We start from the raw sequence: 15,155 nt of genomic DNA on the forward strand, positions 1-15,155 counted from the left end.
CCATGGCGTTTGATTACGATAAGTATATTCGTCCCGGTAAATTGCCGCACATTTGGTGCCCCGGCTGTGGCCACGGGATTGTCATGAAGGGGTTGATCCGGGCAATGGACTCCCTGAACCTTAAGAAGGAAGATACGTGCATTGTCTCTGGTATCGGCTGCGCCTCGCGTCTGCCGGGCTATATTGATTGCTGTACGCTGCACACTGCCCACGGCCGGGCTGCTGCCTTTGCCACCGGCGTCAAGATGGCAAAGCCTGAAATGAACGTTATCCTGTGCGGCGGTGACGGCGATGGCACTGCTATCGGCGGCAACCACTTCATTCATGCCTGCCGCCGCAATATCAACATGACGTATATCATCATGAACAACTACATTTACGGGATGACCGGCGGCCAGTTCTCTCCCTGTACCCCCACCGGCGCCAAGGCATCCACTACTCCTTACGGCAACCCGGACCCCGGCTTCGACATCGCCAAGCTTGCCATCGGCGCAGGCGCAACCTTTGTTGCCCGCGGCACCGCATACCATGCCGCCCAGATTGACAAACTGATTGCTGAGGCTATCCAGCACAAGGGCTTCTCTGTCGTTGAAATCCTTGATGACTGCCCGACTACCTATGGGCGTCGCAACAAGTACCGCTCGGTTATTGATATGATGAATCGCCTCAAGGAAGTTGCTGTTCCGGTGAAGGCTGCCGAGAAGATGACGGCCGAGCAACTGGAAGGCAAGGTTCTTACTGGCGTTCTTCATAAGGTTGAGAAGCCTGAATATACTGAAGAGTACGCAAAGGTTATTCAGCGGGCGCAGGCTGCAAAATAATCACCCTGATTGCAAAAGGAGACTATACAGATGGCTGGAAGATATGAAATTCGTTTTTCCGGGGCTGGTGGTCAGGGCCTGATTCTGGCAGGCGTGATCATGGCTGAAGCTGCCTCGATCTATGATGGCATTCAAGCCGTTCAGTCACAAAGTTACGGGCCTGAAGCCCGCGGCGGCGCATCGAAGTCGGAAGTTATTATCTCCGATGAAACTATCGACTATCCGAAGGTTACCCAGTGCGACGCACTCCTGGCTCTTACCCAGGAGGCTTGCGACAAATATTCCCACGACCTCAAGGAAGGGGGAGTACTCCTCATCGATTCCGATCTGGTTCTGCGCGAGCCGGTTGGAAATTTCAAGGTGACGAAGTTCAATATCACCAATACCGCCAAGAATGAAATTGGTCGTGAGATCGTCACCAATATCGTTGCGCTGGGTGCTATGGTGGCCCTGACCGGCGTGGTTACGAAGGAAGCGGCTGAGAAGGCGGTTCTTGCCCGGGTGCCGGAAGCTTTTCTTGAATTGAACAAAAAGGCGTTCCATCTCGGTTACGACAAGGCAATGGCGGCGAAGGCTTAAATTTCTTCGCCCCGTGAATAATACAGAAGGCCCGATGCCATTGGCTCGGGCCTTCTGTCGTTTTGGGGCTGGATCCTTGCCGGAGGCGGTTTTATAGAGTATAACCAACACTGTATGGCAGGCAGTTGAATTTTCCGGTGAGATTTTCTTATGACCTTGGAGCTTTGCAACACATCGCTACAGCAGACACAGGAACTCCTGCGGTTAGTCAACGTCACTCTCCGAAACCTCTCGAACCGTAAATTTACGGACAAGGAGCTCTATGTTGAAGCTCTCGGTCGCGTTCTGGGCGGGAGCGGCAGGCGTGGCCCTCTTAGTATCTTTATTCTTCTGAATGGGAAGTCAGGAGCTAGCCGCGGCAGAGTCTTCCATCTCAGTGCCGGGGAGATCGTGGAGGGCTCTGAAGAGATTCTTATTGATCCTGCATCGGTCTATGCTCCGGAACGCCTTACGGATGAAGTTATTATCTCCAATTGGTGTGATGCCTGTGAAACGGTTGAGGAGTATCAGGCCTATTTTCATCCAACGGTAAAAGCGTACATTGGCAAGCTCTTAACAAATTTCATCTGCTGTCACATAGGAGGCGAAGCAGGCGGAGCGCTCCTGGCCTTCAACTATCCCGGTGAGGCTACGGAGTACGATGCAATGGTTCTTCAGAGTCTTGCCGTAGTTATCGGGTCGTTGACCACGTTATCCAACAGTGTCAGGGAGACGGAGAAGGCTTTCATCTATACCATTGAATCCTTGGCACGGGCGTGCGAGGCTGCGGAGGAGGGTACTGGCGAACATATTGTCCGTGTCAACCGCTATGCAGGGGCCTTGGCTGCCAATATGGGGCTGCCGGTTGAGCTCGTGGAAGTGATTTCCTACTCGGCGCAGATGCATGATGTGGGTAAGATCCGGGTGCCGAATGAAATCCTTCTTAAGCCAGCCCCTCTTGACGAAGACGAACTGCGGATCATGCGCTTTCACCCCGCCTATGGTGAGAAGATCCTCGGTGATTCACCCCGGCTGCAAATTGCACGTGAGATTGCCATATCACACCACGAGAACTGGGATGGTAGTGGATATCCCCATGGATTGCGCGGGGAGGGTATTCCACTCTCCGGGCGAATTGTGAAACTGGCTGATGTCTACGATGCCTTGCGCTCAAGGAGAAGCTACAAAGAGCCCTTAAGTCACGAAGAGGTGCTTTCTGTCTTCACGGTTGGAGACAGGCGCATCGATCCGGGACGTCATTTCGATCCTGCAGTTCTTGCGACTTTCTTTGCCATTGAACATATTTTTGCCCGGATTTATAAGAGTATGAGTACTTAGTCGGCCTGGATTACCCCTACTTAGGCTTTGACTCCCGCACACAAATCGATTACTTTGTGAAAAACCTCTGACCAAGGAGACCGGGATGTTCCTCCTTCCCAAGGGAAACCCACTGTATGAGAACATAGCTGCTGCCAAGGTCAAGCTTCCTGATATGTTCGAGAAGCTCAAGGCAGGCGGGTTCACGGGCTACCTGAACTTTACGTTTCCCTCGGCAACGGCGATTCTCTTCTTTGAAGCCGGCAAGCTGATCAGTGCCATGCATGAACAGGATGGGCGAAAGCTCACGGGGTTCGAGGCGCTTGCTGCCGTCTGCACCCTTATTTTTGCTGGCGGTGGAAGTCTCAGTGTCTACAGGCTTTCCAAGGATTTGACCATGTGTTTGCACGCGATGATCCATGGGGATGTCCTCTACGCGGGGCAGGAACTGAAGCTGATCGACATTAAGGGGCTTCTGGAGAAGATGAAAGCCCAGAGGCTCAATGGTTGTCTCAGGCTCTACACCGAGAGCCGCACAGCCCTTATTTTTTACAAGGAGGGGGCGCCCCTCGGTTTTTTCCATGACGGCTCCACTGATATAGAGACATCGGCAACCGAGTCCCAGAAGATTGCAGGGCTACCGGGGGCAAAGATAGATGTGCTCTCCACGAAGAGCGCCGATGAGTTGATGCACTATGACCTTCTTGAGATGGTCAACGTGTCGAAGCTTTGGGAGTCGACCAGCAGCAGATTTGCCTCCGAGCGTGACAAAATCCGCAATGAAGCTGCTGTTGTCGACCGGTACCAGGAAGAGGAAAAGCTTCGGGAACTTGAGGATGATCTGAAAGAAGTTGCCATGGCGTACGTGGGGAGGATGGGGGCTGCCCTCGTGGAGAAGGAACTGAATGACCGGGGGGGACGGAGGGCTCTCCAGGATAGTGCGCTAGTCGGCGCGTTTCTGGCCGGGGTGGAAAAGGGGGCAAAGCTGCTCACCAGTATGTCCAAGACGAAGGAGATGCTGGACACCATGAAGGAAGAGATTGCCCGGCGGATTTGACAGGCTGTTGATGATTTTTTCGAGTAGTGTGGGGGGACAATGGCGGACATCACCACGGTTGACCTTGTACAGATAATATTTTGGTTCCTGGCGGGATGTATCAGTTTTTACTTCAGTATCGGTAATGCCCGGGTCTGGACCAGTATTTCGCTGGGATTCTTCCTCATTTTCCTGAGCCAGCTCTATGTGGTGGAGAAGGCCCTCGATATGCCGTGGACCGCCTATACCCAGCTTGAGGCCATCCACTACATTATCGGCACTATCTCTATCATGGTCATGACCCACGGGTTCCAGGAGTATTATATTTTCAGCCGTACCCTTGAGATCGGGGGAACCAAGACGGCGGTTTACCTCACGGTCCTCGGCGTTGTCGCTGCATCGGTCGTTTTCGTGTTCATCAATCCGGAACCCCAGTACACGGTCCTTCGTAACATCAGCGTGATCGAGAATACCACCTGGGTGTTTCTTTCCCTGGTCAATCTCGATATGGTTCGAAAGATTTATGCCCAGATCCGGGACTCGGTCATTGCCAAGGGATTCATCGGTTTCGGCATCGTCTTTATCGCCATCTTCCTCTGGAAGGGGGCTGAACTCTATCTCCAGGTTTACAACTGGGATGCGGACTGGAAGCTCATCATGCAGAACCTGGGAGGCGTCGTGCCCGACCAGTACATGGGCCGTCGCGACTTCTCGCTCATGGTCCACGACTATGCCGGCCTCCTTTCGGGGGTTTCTGTTGGGGGGACATTCATCTATCTGTTGAAGTTGTTGCGTTAGAGCAGCACGTGTATCTATTTTTTCAAGAAAAGGGCTGTGAGGCCCTTTTCTTGTTTGCGGAACAGTGATCCGTTCCGTCGATGCTCGGGGGCTACGTGAACCACCTGCTTGGTGAGTATCTGCAACAACATGGTTACTGGGTTCTCTTCCTTTGGACTTTCCTGGAAGGGGAGGCGGGTCTCATACTGGCCGGGTTCCTGGCCTTCCAGGGGTATCTGAACCTTCCCGTCGTTATCGTAACGGCCCTCGGCGGCGCGTTCCTCGGCGACCAGTTTTACTTCTATCTGGGCCGTTGGAAGGGGCCATGGCTTCTCAAGATGTTCATCCTCATCGCCCGGAAGTTCCGCAAGGCCCTGCGGCTCATAGAGAAGTACGGTACGTTCGTCGCGTTCGTCTCCCGATACACCTATGGTTTTCGGATTGTTTTGCCGATCATCCTCGGTATGTCCACTTTTCCGGCGGTCCGCTTTCTTTTTCTCAATATGGCGAGTGCGCTCCTCTGGGCGACGCTGTTTTCGTTGGCCGGTTACTTCTTCGGCAAGAGCGCCTCGTTGTTTGTTGAGGACGTGAGCCGCTACGAGATGCACCTTCTTGCAGTGCTTGCCGGCCTTATTTTCTGTATGTGGCTCTCTCATTTCGTCCATGCCTGGTTCCGGCGCAAACCAGCCCGAACGAGGTTGAAGAGGATGAGGGATAGCCGAAAAAACGTGGATCAGTGACAACGAGATTTGCTGGAGACCTCGATGACCGTTTCGATGAAGAATAGCATTTCAATCATTCTCGTGGAGCCCCAGAGTCCGGGTAACGTGGGAATGGTCTGTCGGGCCATGAAAAACATGGGCTTGGCTGAACTCCGCATCGTCAAGGGGTGTCCTCTCGACCATCCCGAGGCGTACAAGTTTGCCGTTTCCACCAAGGACCTCCTGGAGGAGGCCCGGATCTTCCCATCCCTGGAGGAAGCTCTGGCCGACACGGAACTCTCCGTTGCCACCACCCGCCGTCACGGCAAGTACCGGCAGGAGATCTATTCTCCGGGAGAAATCGTGCAGAAGATTGCTGCGAACCTGGCCGGGAACCGTGCGGCCCTCGTTTTTGGTCGGGAAGACAGCGGTCTGACCACCGACGAGCTTTCCCTCTGCCGGTGGCACGCCACCATCCCCACCTCCGCGGAATATGGATCATTGAACCTGGCCCAGGCGGTGCTGATCTTCTGCTACGAACTTTTTGGAGGATTGGGTGAGGGAACCGTTGCGGGTGAGGCCCGGACCCTCGCAGGCAGCGCCGCCCAGGAGGCCCTCTTCGGCCAGATGGAGCGGACGCTCTTGCGGATCGGTTTCCTCAATCCCCAGAACCCGGACCACATCATGCGGTCAGTGCGGCGCATCTTTTCCCGTGCCGAGCTGGATGACCGAGAGGTGGCCATCCTACGCGGCATGATGACCCAGATCGATTGGGCCGCCGACCAGTTCAAGGGGAAGAAGGGACAATGAACGGCGAGACAATGCTGGGACTGGTTGCCGGGGCAGTGACGAGCATCGCGGTGGTGCCGCAGGTGGCCCGGGCCTACCGCACCAAGCGCGTGCGTGACATCTCGGTCTGGCAGCCGGTGATCCTTGTCGTCGGAATGATCCTCTGGCTCGCCTATGGCGTCATGATCGGGGACATACCGCTCATTGCGGCCAACATATTTTCCATCGCTTGCAACGGCATTCTGATCGTGATGAAATTTTTCTATTGCGGGGATGACAACGGGGCCGATGGTGATTATCCTTTAGGACAAACCAATCAAGCGGAGGACCTATGAAACGGATAGTAATGCTTGTGCTTGCCGCTCTCACCCTCTCGGGGTTGACAGGGTGTGGCTACAACGTGATGCAGGCCAAGGAAGAGGCGGTTCTCGCCGCCTGGGGCGATGTGGAGGCCTCCTACCAGCGTCGTGCAGACCTGGTTCCCAACCTCGTGGAGGTGGTGAAGGGGTACGCGAAGCACGAGGCGGATACCTTGACGGCGGTGACCGAGGCCCGGGCAAAGGTGGGCTCCATGCAGGTGACCAAGGAGGCGCTGTCGAACCCTGAGACATTCGCCAAGTTCCAGCAGGCTCAGGGGGAGCTTTCAAGCGCCCTTTCCCGTCTCATGGTGGTTGTTGAACGGTATCCCGATCTCAAGGCGAATCAGAACTTCCTCGACCTCCAGAACCAGCTGGAGGGGACCGAGAACCGGATCAACGTAGCCCGCACCCGTTACAACAAGTCGGTTCAGGACTTTAATACCAGCATACGCACCTTCCCCAACAGCCTCACCAACAAGCTCCTGCTTCACCTGGAGCGGAAGGAGCCTTTCAAAGCGGAAGAAGGGGCCAAGACGGCACCCAAAGTGAAGTTCTGACCGTGATCTGAATGAAACGCTTCTTCCTTGCCATACTCATCGTTCTCCTCCCCGCGTTAGCTTCGGCTCTGGACGTGCCGCAGCTGCGGGGATATGTGAACGACTATGCCGGCATCCTCTCCGCCGGGACGGTGCGGCAGCTCGAAGAAACCCTCGCCGGGTTCGAGCGGAGCGATTCGACCCAGATCGTGGTCCTCACGGTGCCGTCCCTGGAAGGGGACGATCTGGAAACATACTCCATCCGGGTTGCCGAGGCATGGCAGATTGGCCAGAAGGGAAAGGACAACGGCGCCATCCTCCTGGTTGCCAAGGCGGAGCGGAAGGTGAGGATAGAGGTGGGGCGCGGCCTCGAAGGAACCCTCACTGATCTTGTCTCGGGGCGGATCATCCGGGGCGAGATCACTCCCCGCTTCAAACAGGGGGATTTTGACGGCGGCGTCACTGCCGGCGTTACCGCCATTATGGCCGTGGTCAAGGGAGAGTATGCCGCCACCCCGCAAGATCTCCGGCAGGGGAAAAAAAGCGCCCCTCCTGTGGCGGCGCTCCTTTTCTTCCTAGGAGTCGCCTGCATCTTTGTCGGTGCGCTCTCTCGGGTCTTCGGCGGCATAGCCGGGGCTGCAGGGCTCCCCCTGGTGGCATCGCTCACGTTTCCGGGACTCGGGATTGTCGTCCTTGCCGGACTGGCAGTGGCGGGGTTTTTCCTCGGTTTCTTCCTGACGTTCCTCTTCGGCGGTGGTGGACGGGGAGGCGGGGGGGGCTGGGGTGGGACCACTTATGGCGGAGGTTTCGGTGGAGGATTCGGCGGCGGCTTGTCATCGGGCGGGGGAGGCTTTTCCGGTGGCGGTGGCGGCTTCGGCGGCGGCGGGGCGTCGGGTGATTGGTGATCAGGGATGAGGGGGAAGGCGTGAAAAGGGAGGCGGAGTTTTTCACCCCGGGAGAACGGGAGCGGGTTAGGGCTGCGGTGGCGGAAGCCGAGGGAAGCACCTCGGGGGAGATCGCCACCATGGTCGCGGATGCCAGCGACAGCTACCGGGAGGCGGAGATTCTCGGTGCGGTGCTCCTCTCCGGGCTCCTGTCGGTTATTCTTGCCGTGGTGATCCGCCATGTGACCATCTGGTCGTACATCCCCCTGGTTGTTCTACTGTATTTCCCGTGCTGGTATCTTTTCCGTCTCGTACCGCGTCTGAAGCTTCCGTTCGCGGGGCGTCGCCGGGTCGTCGAGGCAGTGAGGGAGCGGGCGGTTCGGGCTTTCTACGAAAAGGGGCTCTACCGGACTCGCGAGGAAACCGGCATCCTCATTTTCATTTCCCTTCTTGAGCGCAAGGTATGGATTCTCGGCGACCGGGGTATCAACGAGAGAATTGATCCCCATTTCTGGCAGCATCTGGCCGTTCAACTGGCTCGGGGACTTCGGGATAAACAGGCCTGCGAGGCCCTCTGCACGGTCATTGCCGGGTGCGGCACCGAACTGGCCAAACATTTCCCCCACAGGGCCGACGACGTGAACGAGCTGAGAGATGAGATTCTCACCGAGCGTTCCCCTTCGTAGTTGAACTCTAGTGCACCCCTTCAGTTTCCGCGCCGATTTTTTGCTTTCTGAGCAGGAGCAAAAACGGCATCACACCGAGAAACGTCAATCCCACAATCCAAAAAATACGGTTATAGGCGAGCATCCCCGCCTGGCGCTGGACCATGCCGTAGACGGCGGCCAGGGATGCCTTGTCGGCGGAGGCGGCATCGAGGCCCCTGAGCATGAATCCTTGCTTCAGCATCAAGAGTTTCTGCCGGGCCACCTGACTGTAAGGAGTCACCCCGTCCACCAGGACATTCTGAAAGAACTGGGTCTGACGGGAGAGCATCGTCGCTGCCACGGCGATACCGACACTCCCCCCCACGTTCCGCAACAGATTGTACAAGCCGGCCGCATTTCCCATCTCCACCTTGGGGATTGAGCCGAGGGTGAGGGTGGAGAGGGGGACGAAGAGCATGGCGAGCCCCACGCCGAGGATGACCCGGGGCCAGACAAAATCCCAGTACGACGCTTCCAGGGTGAATCCCCGCATCAGGAACATGGACCAGGCGCTGATGATGAGTCCCGCCAGGATCACCTTCCTCCCGTCGTATTTCGAGAGGGCCACGCCAACGAACGGCATGGTGATCAGGGTAGCCAACCCGCCGGGGGCGAGGACCATGCCGGCCAGGGTGGCGTCGTACCCCATGAGGGTCTGGAGGAAGAGGGGGATCAGCACGATGGAGCTGTAGAGCCCGAAGCCGAGCATGAACATGACGAAGTTGCCCGCCGAGAAGGAAACATCCTTGAAAAGGCGCAGGTTGATGATGGGATGCTCGTGCTTCAACTCAACATAGACGAGGGCAATGAGGGCAAGGGCAGAGAGGATCGAGCAGGACAGGATGAAGGATGAGTTGAACCAGTCGTCCTGCTGCCCCTTGTCGAGAACGATCTGGAGCGCCCCGAGGCCGACGGTGAGCAGCACCAGACCCCACCAGTCGATGGCAACCCTGGCCCGGCGCAGGTACGGCGGGTCGAAGATGAAGGAGACGGCCATGATGACGGCAATGATGCCGAGGGGGATGTTGATGTAGAAGATCCACCGCCAGTTGAGGTTGTCGGTGATCCACCCCCCGAGGGCCGGGCCGATGATCGGCCCGAACATGGCCCCCACGCCGAAGATGGCGTTGGCCATTCCCCGTTCGTGGGGAGGGAACGTTTCCAGGAGGATAGCCTGACTGCTGGGGATGAGGGCGCCGCCAGCCGCTCCCTGGAGCACCCGGAAGAAGATGAGGCTTGCCAGGTTGGGGGCCGCGCCGCAGAGGAGCGAGGCCATGGTGAAGAGGGTGATGCAGGAGATAAGGAAACGTTTACGGCCGAAATGCCGGGAGAGCCAGCCGGTCATGGGAAGGACCACGGCGTTGCTCACCAGGTAGGAGGTGAGAACCCACGTGATTTCATCGGTCCCCGCGTTGAGGCTCCCCTGCATGTGGGGGAGCGCCACGTTGGCCACCGATGTGTCCACGATCTCCATGATGGTGGGAAGCATCACCGTGATGGTGACGATCCATTTGTTGACGTCCTTGACCGGTGCGTCCATGAATCAGCACCCCTAAAAAGGCCGGAAGTCCCTGAGGATTTCCCCAATCTTCCGTCCCGTGTTCACGGTGGGGACCACGCTCATTCCCACCCGGAGGAGATGCTGGGGGTCGCTTCCCGGATCCACCACGATCTTCACCGGCACCCGCTGCACCACCTTCACGTAGTTGCCGGTGGCGTTCTCAGGGGGGAGGAGGGAGAAGGCGGCGCCGGTGCCGGCCATGATGCTCTCGACCCGGCCGGTGAAGGTGCGTGATGGGTAGGCGTCCACGGTGAACTCCACCTTCTGGCCCGGCTTCATGTGGGTGAGTTGGCTCTCCTTGTAGTTGGCCGTTACCCAGGTGTCGTCAAGGGCCACCACCGCCATGAGGGGCTGCCCCGCCTGGACCGTGGATCCCGTCTCAACGGACTTGCGGGTCACGTAGCCGTCAACGGGGGCGACGATGCGCGTGTAGGAAAGGCTGAGGGATGCTTCCCGAAGCTTAGCCTCCCGCTGGGCGACCCGGGCCTCTTTGCCGCCGCTCCCTGCCAGCCCCAGCTCGGCCTGGACCTTGCGCACCCCTTCCTCTGCCTCCCGGAGCTGGGCAGCAGCCACCCGTCGCGCCGTTTCGAGGCGATCCAGCTGCTCCCGGGGTATCACCTCCTTGGCAAAGAGGGCACTTCCCCGCCTGAGGTCCAGTTCCGCCTGGTCAAGCCGCGCCCGGGCGTGGGAAACCGTTGCTCGCGCCGCTTCCACCTGGGCATAGTCCCCAGAGGTTTCATTGCGTGCCATGTCAAGGTCGGCCGTCGCCACCCGGACTCGAACCTCATAGTCCGTGGGGTCCAGTTCCACCAGGGTCTCCCCTTTTTTCACGAACTGGTTGTCCTTCACGGGGACAGCGGTCACGGTACCCGAAACCCGGGGGGATACTGCGTGGATGTGGGCCTCCACGAAGGCATTGTCGGTCGTGATGAGAGCCTTGCTCCGAATGACCCAGCGTAGTCCCATGAAGAGGCCGATAAGGATCACCAGGAGGAGGATGATTCCCGCGCGCTTCCGCCTCCCTCCCCGATGCTTGACCGGAGCGCCCGCCGTTTCGGTTGCGGTTTTGGCGGTTTCTTCCGCCTCTTGATGTCCCTTTGACTCATCCACTGCCATGACTACAGTTCTCCCATTGCTTTTCTGACCCGCGCCGCCGCCACCTGATAATCGAAAACGGCCCGGAAATAGTCGGTCCTGATCTGGGTAAGGAGGGTCTGGGCGTCAATGACGTCGGTTGCGGTCCCCACCTGGGCCTGATAGCGGTCGCGGTTGATGCGCAGGTTCTCTTCTCCCTGCTTGATAGCCGTTTCGACGGTCCTGATCCGTTCGGCCGCAACCCGGGCATCGTTTTGGGATGTTGCCAACTCAAGGCGGATCTGTTCCCGGGCCAGCCGGAGGTTGTCCCGCTGCTTTCCCAGATTTTCCACTGTCTGACGGTACCGCGACGTGGTGGCAAGGCCATCGAAAAGGTTGACGCGCAGTCCCACGGTGGCGGCGTAGATGGCTTGCTCCCGCGCCTTGCTGTTCTCCATGTAGTCGATGCTTCCCTGGGCGAATATCTCCGGGAAGTAGCCGGTACGGGCCTCGGATACCTCTGCTTCCCCTGCCTCCACCGTCCTGGCGAGAGCGGCGAGCTCGGGGCGGTTCGCCAGAGCCTTCTCTTCGGCTGCTTCAAGTGGCGGTAGGGACGCCGGTGTATCCTTCTCCTCCAGGTCTGCCCGGAAGGGGAGAGGGCGCCCCGTCAGATAGTTGAGGAAGAGCCAGCGGTTTTCCACGAGGTTTGTCGCCGCGAGGCGTCTCTGCCGGCTGTCGGCCAGTTTCACCTCGGCCTGCAACAGGTCGTTGCGGGTCACCACTCCCTGCTCGTACAGGTTCTGGGCCACCCGCAGGTGGTCGGTTCGCTGAACGATCTCCTCGTCGGCGGCGCCGAGGACTTTTTTCGCTTCGAGGATTCCGTAGTAAGCCTCCACCACCTGGAGGAAGACATCTCGTTCCTGGGCGTCATAGCTGTGTGACACCGCTTCCTGGAGTAGCGATGCCCTCCTGGTGCGGGAGGATGTGCGGCCGAAGTCGTAAATGGTCTGGGTGGCGGTAATGTTGAAAAAACCGTAGGTGGCGTCCTGGGTTTCGGTCTCGCGTCCCGCAAAGGAAAAGGCCTGAGGTTTGGCCTGGGCCGTGTATCCTCCCTGGAAATCGAGGCGGGGGAGGAAGCCGCTTTTGGCCAGGGATATGTTCTCGGCAGCGATTCGCCTGTCATGGGCTGTCACGGTCAGACCGTAGTTGCCGGCGGCTGCCCGGCGGAGGCACTCATCGAGGGAAAGGGTTTCGGCGTGTGCCGCTCCCGCTAGGGAGAGAACGGCCACCAAGCCCCAAAGCAATCTGTTCATTGCCCATCGGGAAATGGGCGCTTTCTGGTCTTTCCTCATGGAGAATCCTCCGTTACTGGCGCAGTTTCTTGAGGGTTGAGCGCAGGACGGTCTGTTCCTCGGCGGTGAGGGGTGAAAGGAACTTTTCCGTGACACGGGCGGCGAGACCGCAGAGTTCCTTCTCAAGTTCTCGTCCCCTTTCGGTGAGGCAGATGCGGTAGGCCCTTCGATCCTCAGGTGTGGGAAGTCGCTTTACAAGGCCGAGTTTTTCGAGACGGTCGATGAGTCCGCCGATGGTGGTCCGGTCCACCTGGGTTTTATGGGAGAGGCTGGTCTGGGAGAGGTCGTCCTCGATCCAGAGAAAGGCGAGGAGGCTAAACTGCTTTGGGGTCAGGCCGTAGCTGTCGAGCTGTTCCTTGAAGAGCCCGAACCCCCGTTGGTAGACCTTGGCGAGGAGGAAACCGATGCTGTTTTCGATATCGTACATGGAACACCTCTGTGCGCCGAAAATCGGAGGCATTATACCGATAATCAGTGTGCTGTCAATCGGGGGAAAGAAGGAGTCAGAATTCAGGAGTCAGAATTAGCCTGAAAAGAAGGGGGGTTATTCTGACTTCTGAATCCTGGCTTCTGACTCCTTGGTATGACTGGGCCGGTAGAGGGTGCGGTACATCTGCGCATTGGCGAGAACTTTCTTCACGTACTCCCGGGTTTCGTAGTAGGGGATGTTTTCGATGAACTCGTCATCGCGTTGGAAGGGGAGGGTGCGGCGCCAGCGGTCAACGGGTGTGGAGCCTGCGTTGTAGGCAGCCACGGCCGCCACGGTGTTGCCGTTGTACTGCTGGAGTAATCCTTTCAAGTGGCGCACCCCGAGGCTGATGTTGAAGCCGGGGTCGGTGAGGCGCGTGGAGATGCTGGCGCCGTTGCCGTTCACCATTGCCTTGGCGGTGGCCGGCATGAGCTGCATGAGCCCCACGGCGCCGACGGGGGAGACGACGGTTGGCGAGTAGGTGCTCTCCGCCCTGATGACGCCGTAGACGAGCTCTTCCGCCACACCTTGGTCGCTGGACTGGCGAGTCACGGCTTCACGGAAGGCCTTGGGATAGAGGAGGCCCCACTGGGTGAGGGAGTCGCTGTCAATCCGGCGGGGGAGGTTGTCCCGGTACATGGCCGCTGCCGCGTTGTAGTCATCCATCTCCAGATAGAGGCGGGCCAGTCCCAGGAGCGACTTCTGCTTCGAACCGTTTTTCTTTCGGACGGCAGCAAGCTCCTTCCGGGCCTCGTCGTGGAGTCCGACGGTGATAAGGAGCTTTATCCGCTCGTATCCGGCAGGCATCGGCAGTGACAGCGCAGCCGGTTCAGCCGCCAAGGACGGAGTTTCCTCGCTGGTATTCAGCGCTGCACGGGCCTGGTGGCCGTAGAAAGAGAGGGGGTACTCCTCCATGACCCGGGCAAGGGAGACTGCGGACCCCTCCTTGTCTCCTGACCCTTCGAGGGCGCGGCCATGCCAGTAGAGGGCCCGCTCGCGGTAGTCATGGATGGTCTGGAGCGACTTGAATGCTTCTGCTGCCCCCCGGAAGTCTTTCGTCCCGTAGAGGGCCCAGGCATTTTCCCAGGTGGCACGTTGCCGCAGCTTTGCATCGGTGGTGACGGACAGGAGCCGGTCGAGGAGGAAATGCTCGTCCTGGTAGCGGCCCTGGAATTTGCGGATGAACGCTGCTTCCAGGAGCGCCTCGTCGGCCAGCTCTCCCCGCGGAGAGGCTTCTGTTATCTTGAGATAGGCATTGATGGCGTCTTCGCTCTTTCCGATCCCCTCAAGGGACTTTGCATGCCAGAACCGGGACTCCTCGGCCAGGGCCGGTTTCAGCTCACGTTCCAAAAGCCGGGCAAAGGTCCGTTCGGCATCCTTGCGGCGGCGGGCCTTGTAAAGGGCCTGGCCGCTCTTGAACGCGACCCGGGCAGTGAAGTCGGCAGACTGGTTTGCCAGGGGGATTGCGTCAAAGGCCTTGACGGCCTGCTGGTACCGGCCAAGATTGTAAAGGGTGCTTGCCCTCCGGAACAGCTCGTCGGCGGTGTACGGCGAAGCCGGGAATCCTTGGCGTTCCAGTTGGCGCATGGACTCTTCGGCGTCCTCGGCCACCGGCGAGGCAGGGTAGGCGAGCCAGAGGTTTCTCAGCTCCTGGACCGCTTTTGCCTTCTCGCCGAGTCCCTCGCGGCAGCGGGCTGCCTGGTACATGGCGGTGAGGGAATCCCCACCCGAAGGGTAGCTTTCCACGAACCGGATATAGACGGCCTGGGCCTCTTTCAGGTCACCGCGGGCAAAGAGAATATCGGCCTGGAGCCTCCGTGTCCGCCGGACGAGGGGGCTCTCGGGCCTGTCGTGGAGCAGTCGCTTCGCAGCTTCAAGTGCCTCGTCGTAGCGTGCGGTATGATAAAGGGCATCAGCCTGCCAGAAGAGGCAATAGTCGGCCAGGAGGGGGAGTTCCTTTGCCGCCTTGCCGAGCAGTTCGGCGGCCTTGACCCACTCTTCGAGACGGTATGCGGCAACTCCGGCAATCAGGTTTCTTTCAGGAGACTCGGTTGCGTCCATGGCGTTGTCCAGCGCTCCACGGCTGTCCTTGAGTTTGAGACGCAGGGCAGCCTTGGCGAGTTTCTCGTCGAGTGATGGGCTAAGGTTCTGGGATGAGGCGGAAACAGCCAGACAGAGGAGCAGGGCCGTGGCAAGTAGCAAGCGGTCAAGCAT

The 15,155-nt window shown here is 58.7% G+C and carries 16 protein-coding genes; 11 read left to right on the forward strand and 5 right to left on the reverse strand.

What is annotated here, in order from left to right; translation table 11 throughout:
- The first annotated feature begins 2 nt into the window (after window positions 1-2).
- The 11 genes from KI811_RS15300 to KI811_RS15350 all read left to right on the forward strand — a co-directional run bounded on the left by KI811_RS15300 (window position 3) and on the right by KI811_RS15350 (window position 8,464).
- Entirely contained in the window at window positions 3-821 is an 819-nt protein-coding gene (locus KI811_RS15300) for a 2-oxoacid:ferredoxin oxidoreductase subunit beta (protein ID WP_214187345.1), read from the forward strand.
- 30 nt (window positions 822-851) lie between these two features.
- Window positions 852-1,400, forward strand: coding sequence for a 2-oxoacid:acceptor oxidoreductase family protein (locus tag KI811_RS15305; protein WP_214187346.1), 549 nt, complete (start codon window positions 852-854; stop codon window positions 1,398-1,400).
- A 150-nt stretch (window positions 1,401-1,550) separates the two neighbouring features.
- Window positions 1,551-2,717, forward strand: coding sequence for an HD-GYP domain-containing protein (locus KI811_RS15310; protein ID WP_214187347.1), 1,167 nt, complete (start codon window positions 1,551-1,553; stop codon window positions 2,715-2,717).
- 85 nt (window positions 2,718-2,802) lie between these two features.
- Complete coding sequence (locus tag KI811_RS15315; protein WP_214187348.1) at window positions 2,803-3,753, forward strand: GTPase-activating protein; 951 nt, start codon at window positions 2,803-2,805, stop codon at window positions 3,751-3,753.
- A 39-nt stretch (window positions 3,754-3,792) separates the two neighbouring features.
- Entirely contained in the window at window positions 3,793-4,530 is a 738-nt protein-coding gene (locus tag KI811_RS15320) for a hypothetical protein (RefSeq protein ID WP_214187349.1), read from the forward strand.
- Window positions 4,531-4,610: 80 nt separating this feature from the next.
- Window positions 4,611-5,249, forward strand: a complete 639-nt coding sequence (locus KI811_RS15325; protein WP_246551801.1) for a DedA family protein — start codon at window positions 4,611-4,613, stop codon at window positions 5,247-5,249.
- Window positions 5,250-5,273: 24 nt separating this feature from the next.
- Entirely contained in the window at window positions 5,274-6,020 is a 747-nt protein-coding gene (locus tag KI811_RS15330; RefSeq protein ID WP_214187351.1) for an RNA methyltransferase, read from the forward strand.
- Entirely contained in the window at window positions 6,017-6,334 is a 318-nt protein-coding gene (locus KI811_RS15335; RefSeq protein ID WP_214187352.1) for a SemiSWEET family sugar transporter, read from the forward strand. The genes KI811_RS15330 and KI811_RS15335 overlap by 4 nt, the downstream gene beginning before the upstream one ends.
- Window positions 6,331-6,915, forward strand: coding sequence for a LemA family protein (locus KI811_RS15340; protein WP_214187353.1), 585 nt, complete (start codon window positions 6,331-6,333; stop codon window positions 6,913-6,915). The genes KI811_RS15335 and KI811_RS15340 overlap by 4 nt, the downstream gene beginning before the upstream one ends.
- 11 nt (window positions 6,916-6,926) lie before the next feature.
- Complete coding sequence (locus KI811_RS15345; protein ID WP_214187354.1) at window positions 6,927-7,799, forward strand: TPM domain-containing protein; 873 nt, start codon at window positions 6,927-6,929, stop codon at window positions 7,797-7,799.
- A 20-nt stretch (window positions 7,800-7,819) separates the two neighbouring features.
- Complete coding sequence (locus KI811_RS15350; protein WP_214187355.1) at window positions 7,820-8,464, forward strand: TPM domain-containing protein; 645 nt, start codon at window positions 7,820-7,822, stop codon at window positions 8,462-8,464.
- Window positions 8,465-8,471: 7 nt separating this feature from the next.
- Here the strand turns inward: KI811_RS15350 and KI811_RS15355 are convergent, their stop codons facing one another.
- The 5 genes from KI811_RS15355 to KI811_RS15375 all read right to left on the reverse strand — a co-directional run bounded on the left by KI811_RS15355 (window position 8,472) and on the right by KI811_RS15375 (window position 15,155).
- Window positions 8,472-10,025: a DHA2 family efflux MFS transporter permease subunit gene (locus tag KI811_RS15355; protein WP_214187356.1), complete on the reverse strand. Its 1,554-nt coding sequence runs from the start codon at window positions 10,023-10,025 to the stop codon at window positions 8,472-8,474.
- Between the two features lie 12 nt (window positions 10,026-10,037).
- Entirely contained in the window at window positions 10,038-11,162 is a 1,125-nt protein-coding gene (locus KI811_RS15360) for an HlyD family secretion protein (RefSeq protein WP_214187357.1), read from the reverse strand.
- 2 nt (window positions 11,163-11,164) lie between these two features.
- Entirely contained in the window at window positions 11,165-12,433 is a 1,269-nt protein-coding gene (locus tag KI811_RS15365) for a TolC family protein (protein WP_246551802.1), read from the reverse strand.
- A 52-nt stretch (window positions 12,434-12,485) separates the two neighbouring features.
- Window positions 12,486-12,899 carry a MarR family winged helix-turn-helix transcriptional regulator gene (locus KI811_RS15370; protein WP_214187359.1) on the reverse strand — a complete coding sequence of 138 codons (414 nt, stop codon included), beginning with the start codon at window positions 12,897-12,899 and terminating at the stop codon, window positions 12,486-12,488.
- A 117-nt stretch (window positions 12,900-13,016) separates the two neighbouring features.
- Window positions 13,017-15,155, reverse strand: a complete 2,139-nt coding sequence (locus KI811_RS15375; protein ID WP_214187360.1) for a lytic transglycosylase domain-containing protein — start codon at window positions 15,153-15,155, stop codon at window positions 13,017-13,019.

Source organism: Geobacter hydrogenophilus (assembly GCF_018501225.1).
In the GTDB taxonomy this organism is placed as follows: Bacteria; Desulfobacterota; Desulfuromonadia; order Geobacterales; family Geobacteraceae; genus Geobacter; species Geobacter hydrogenophilus.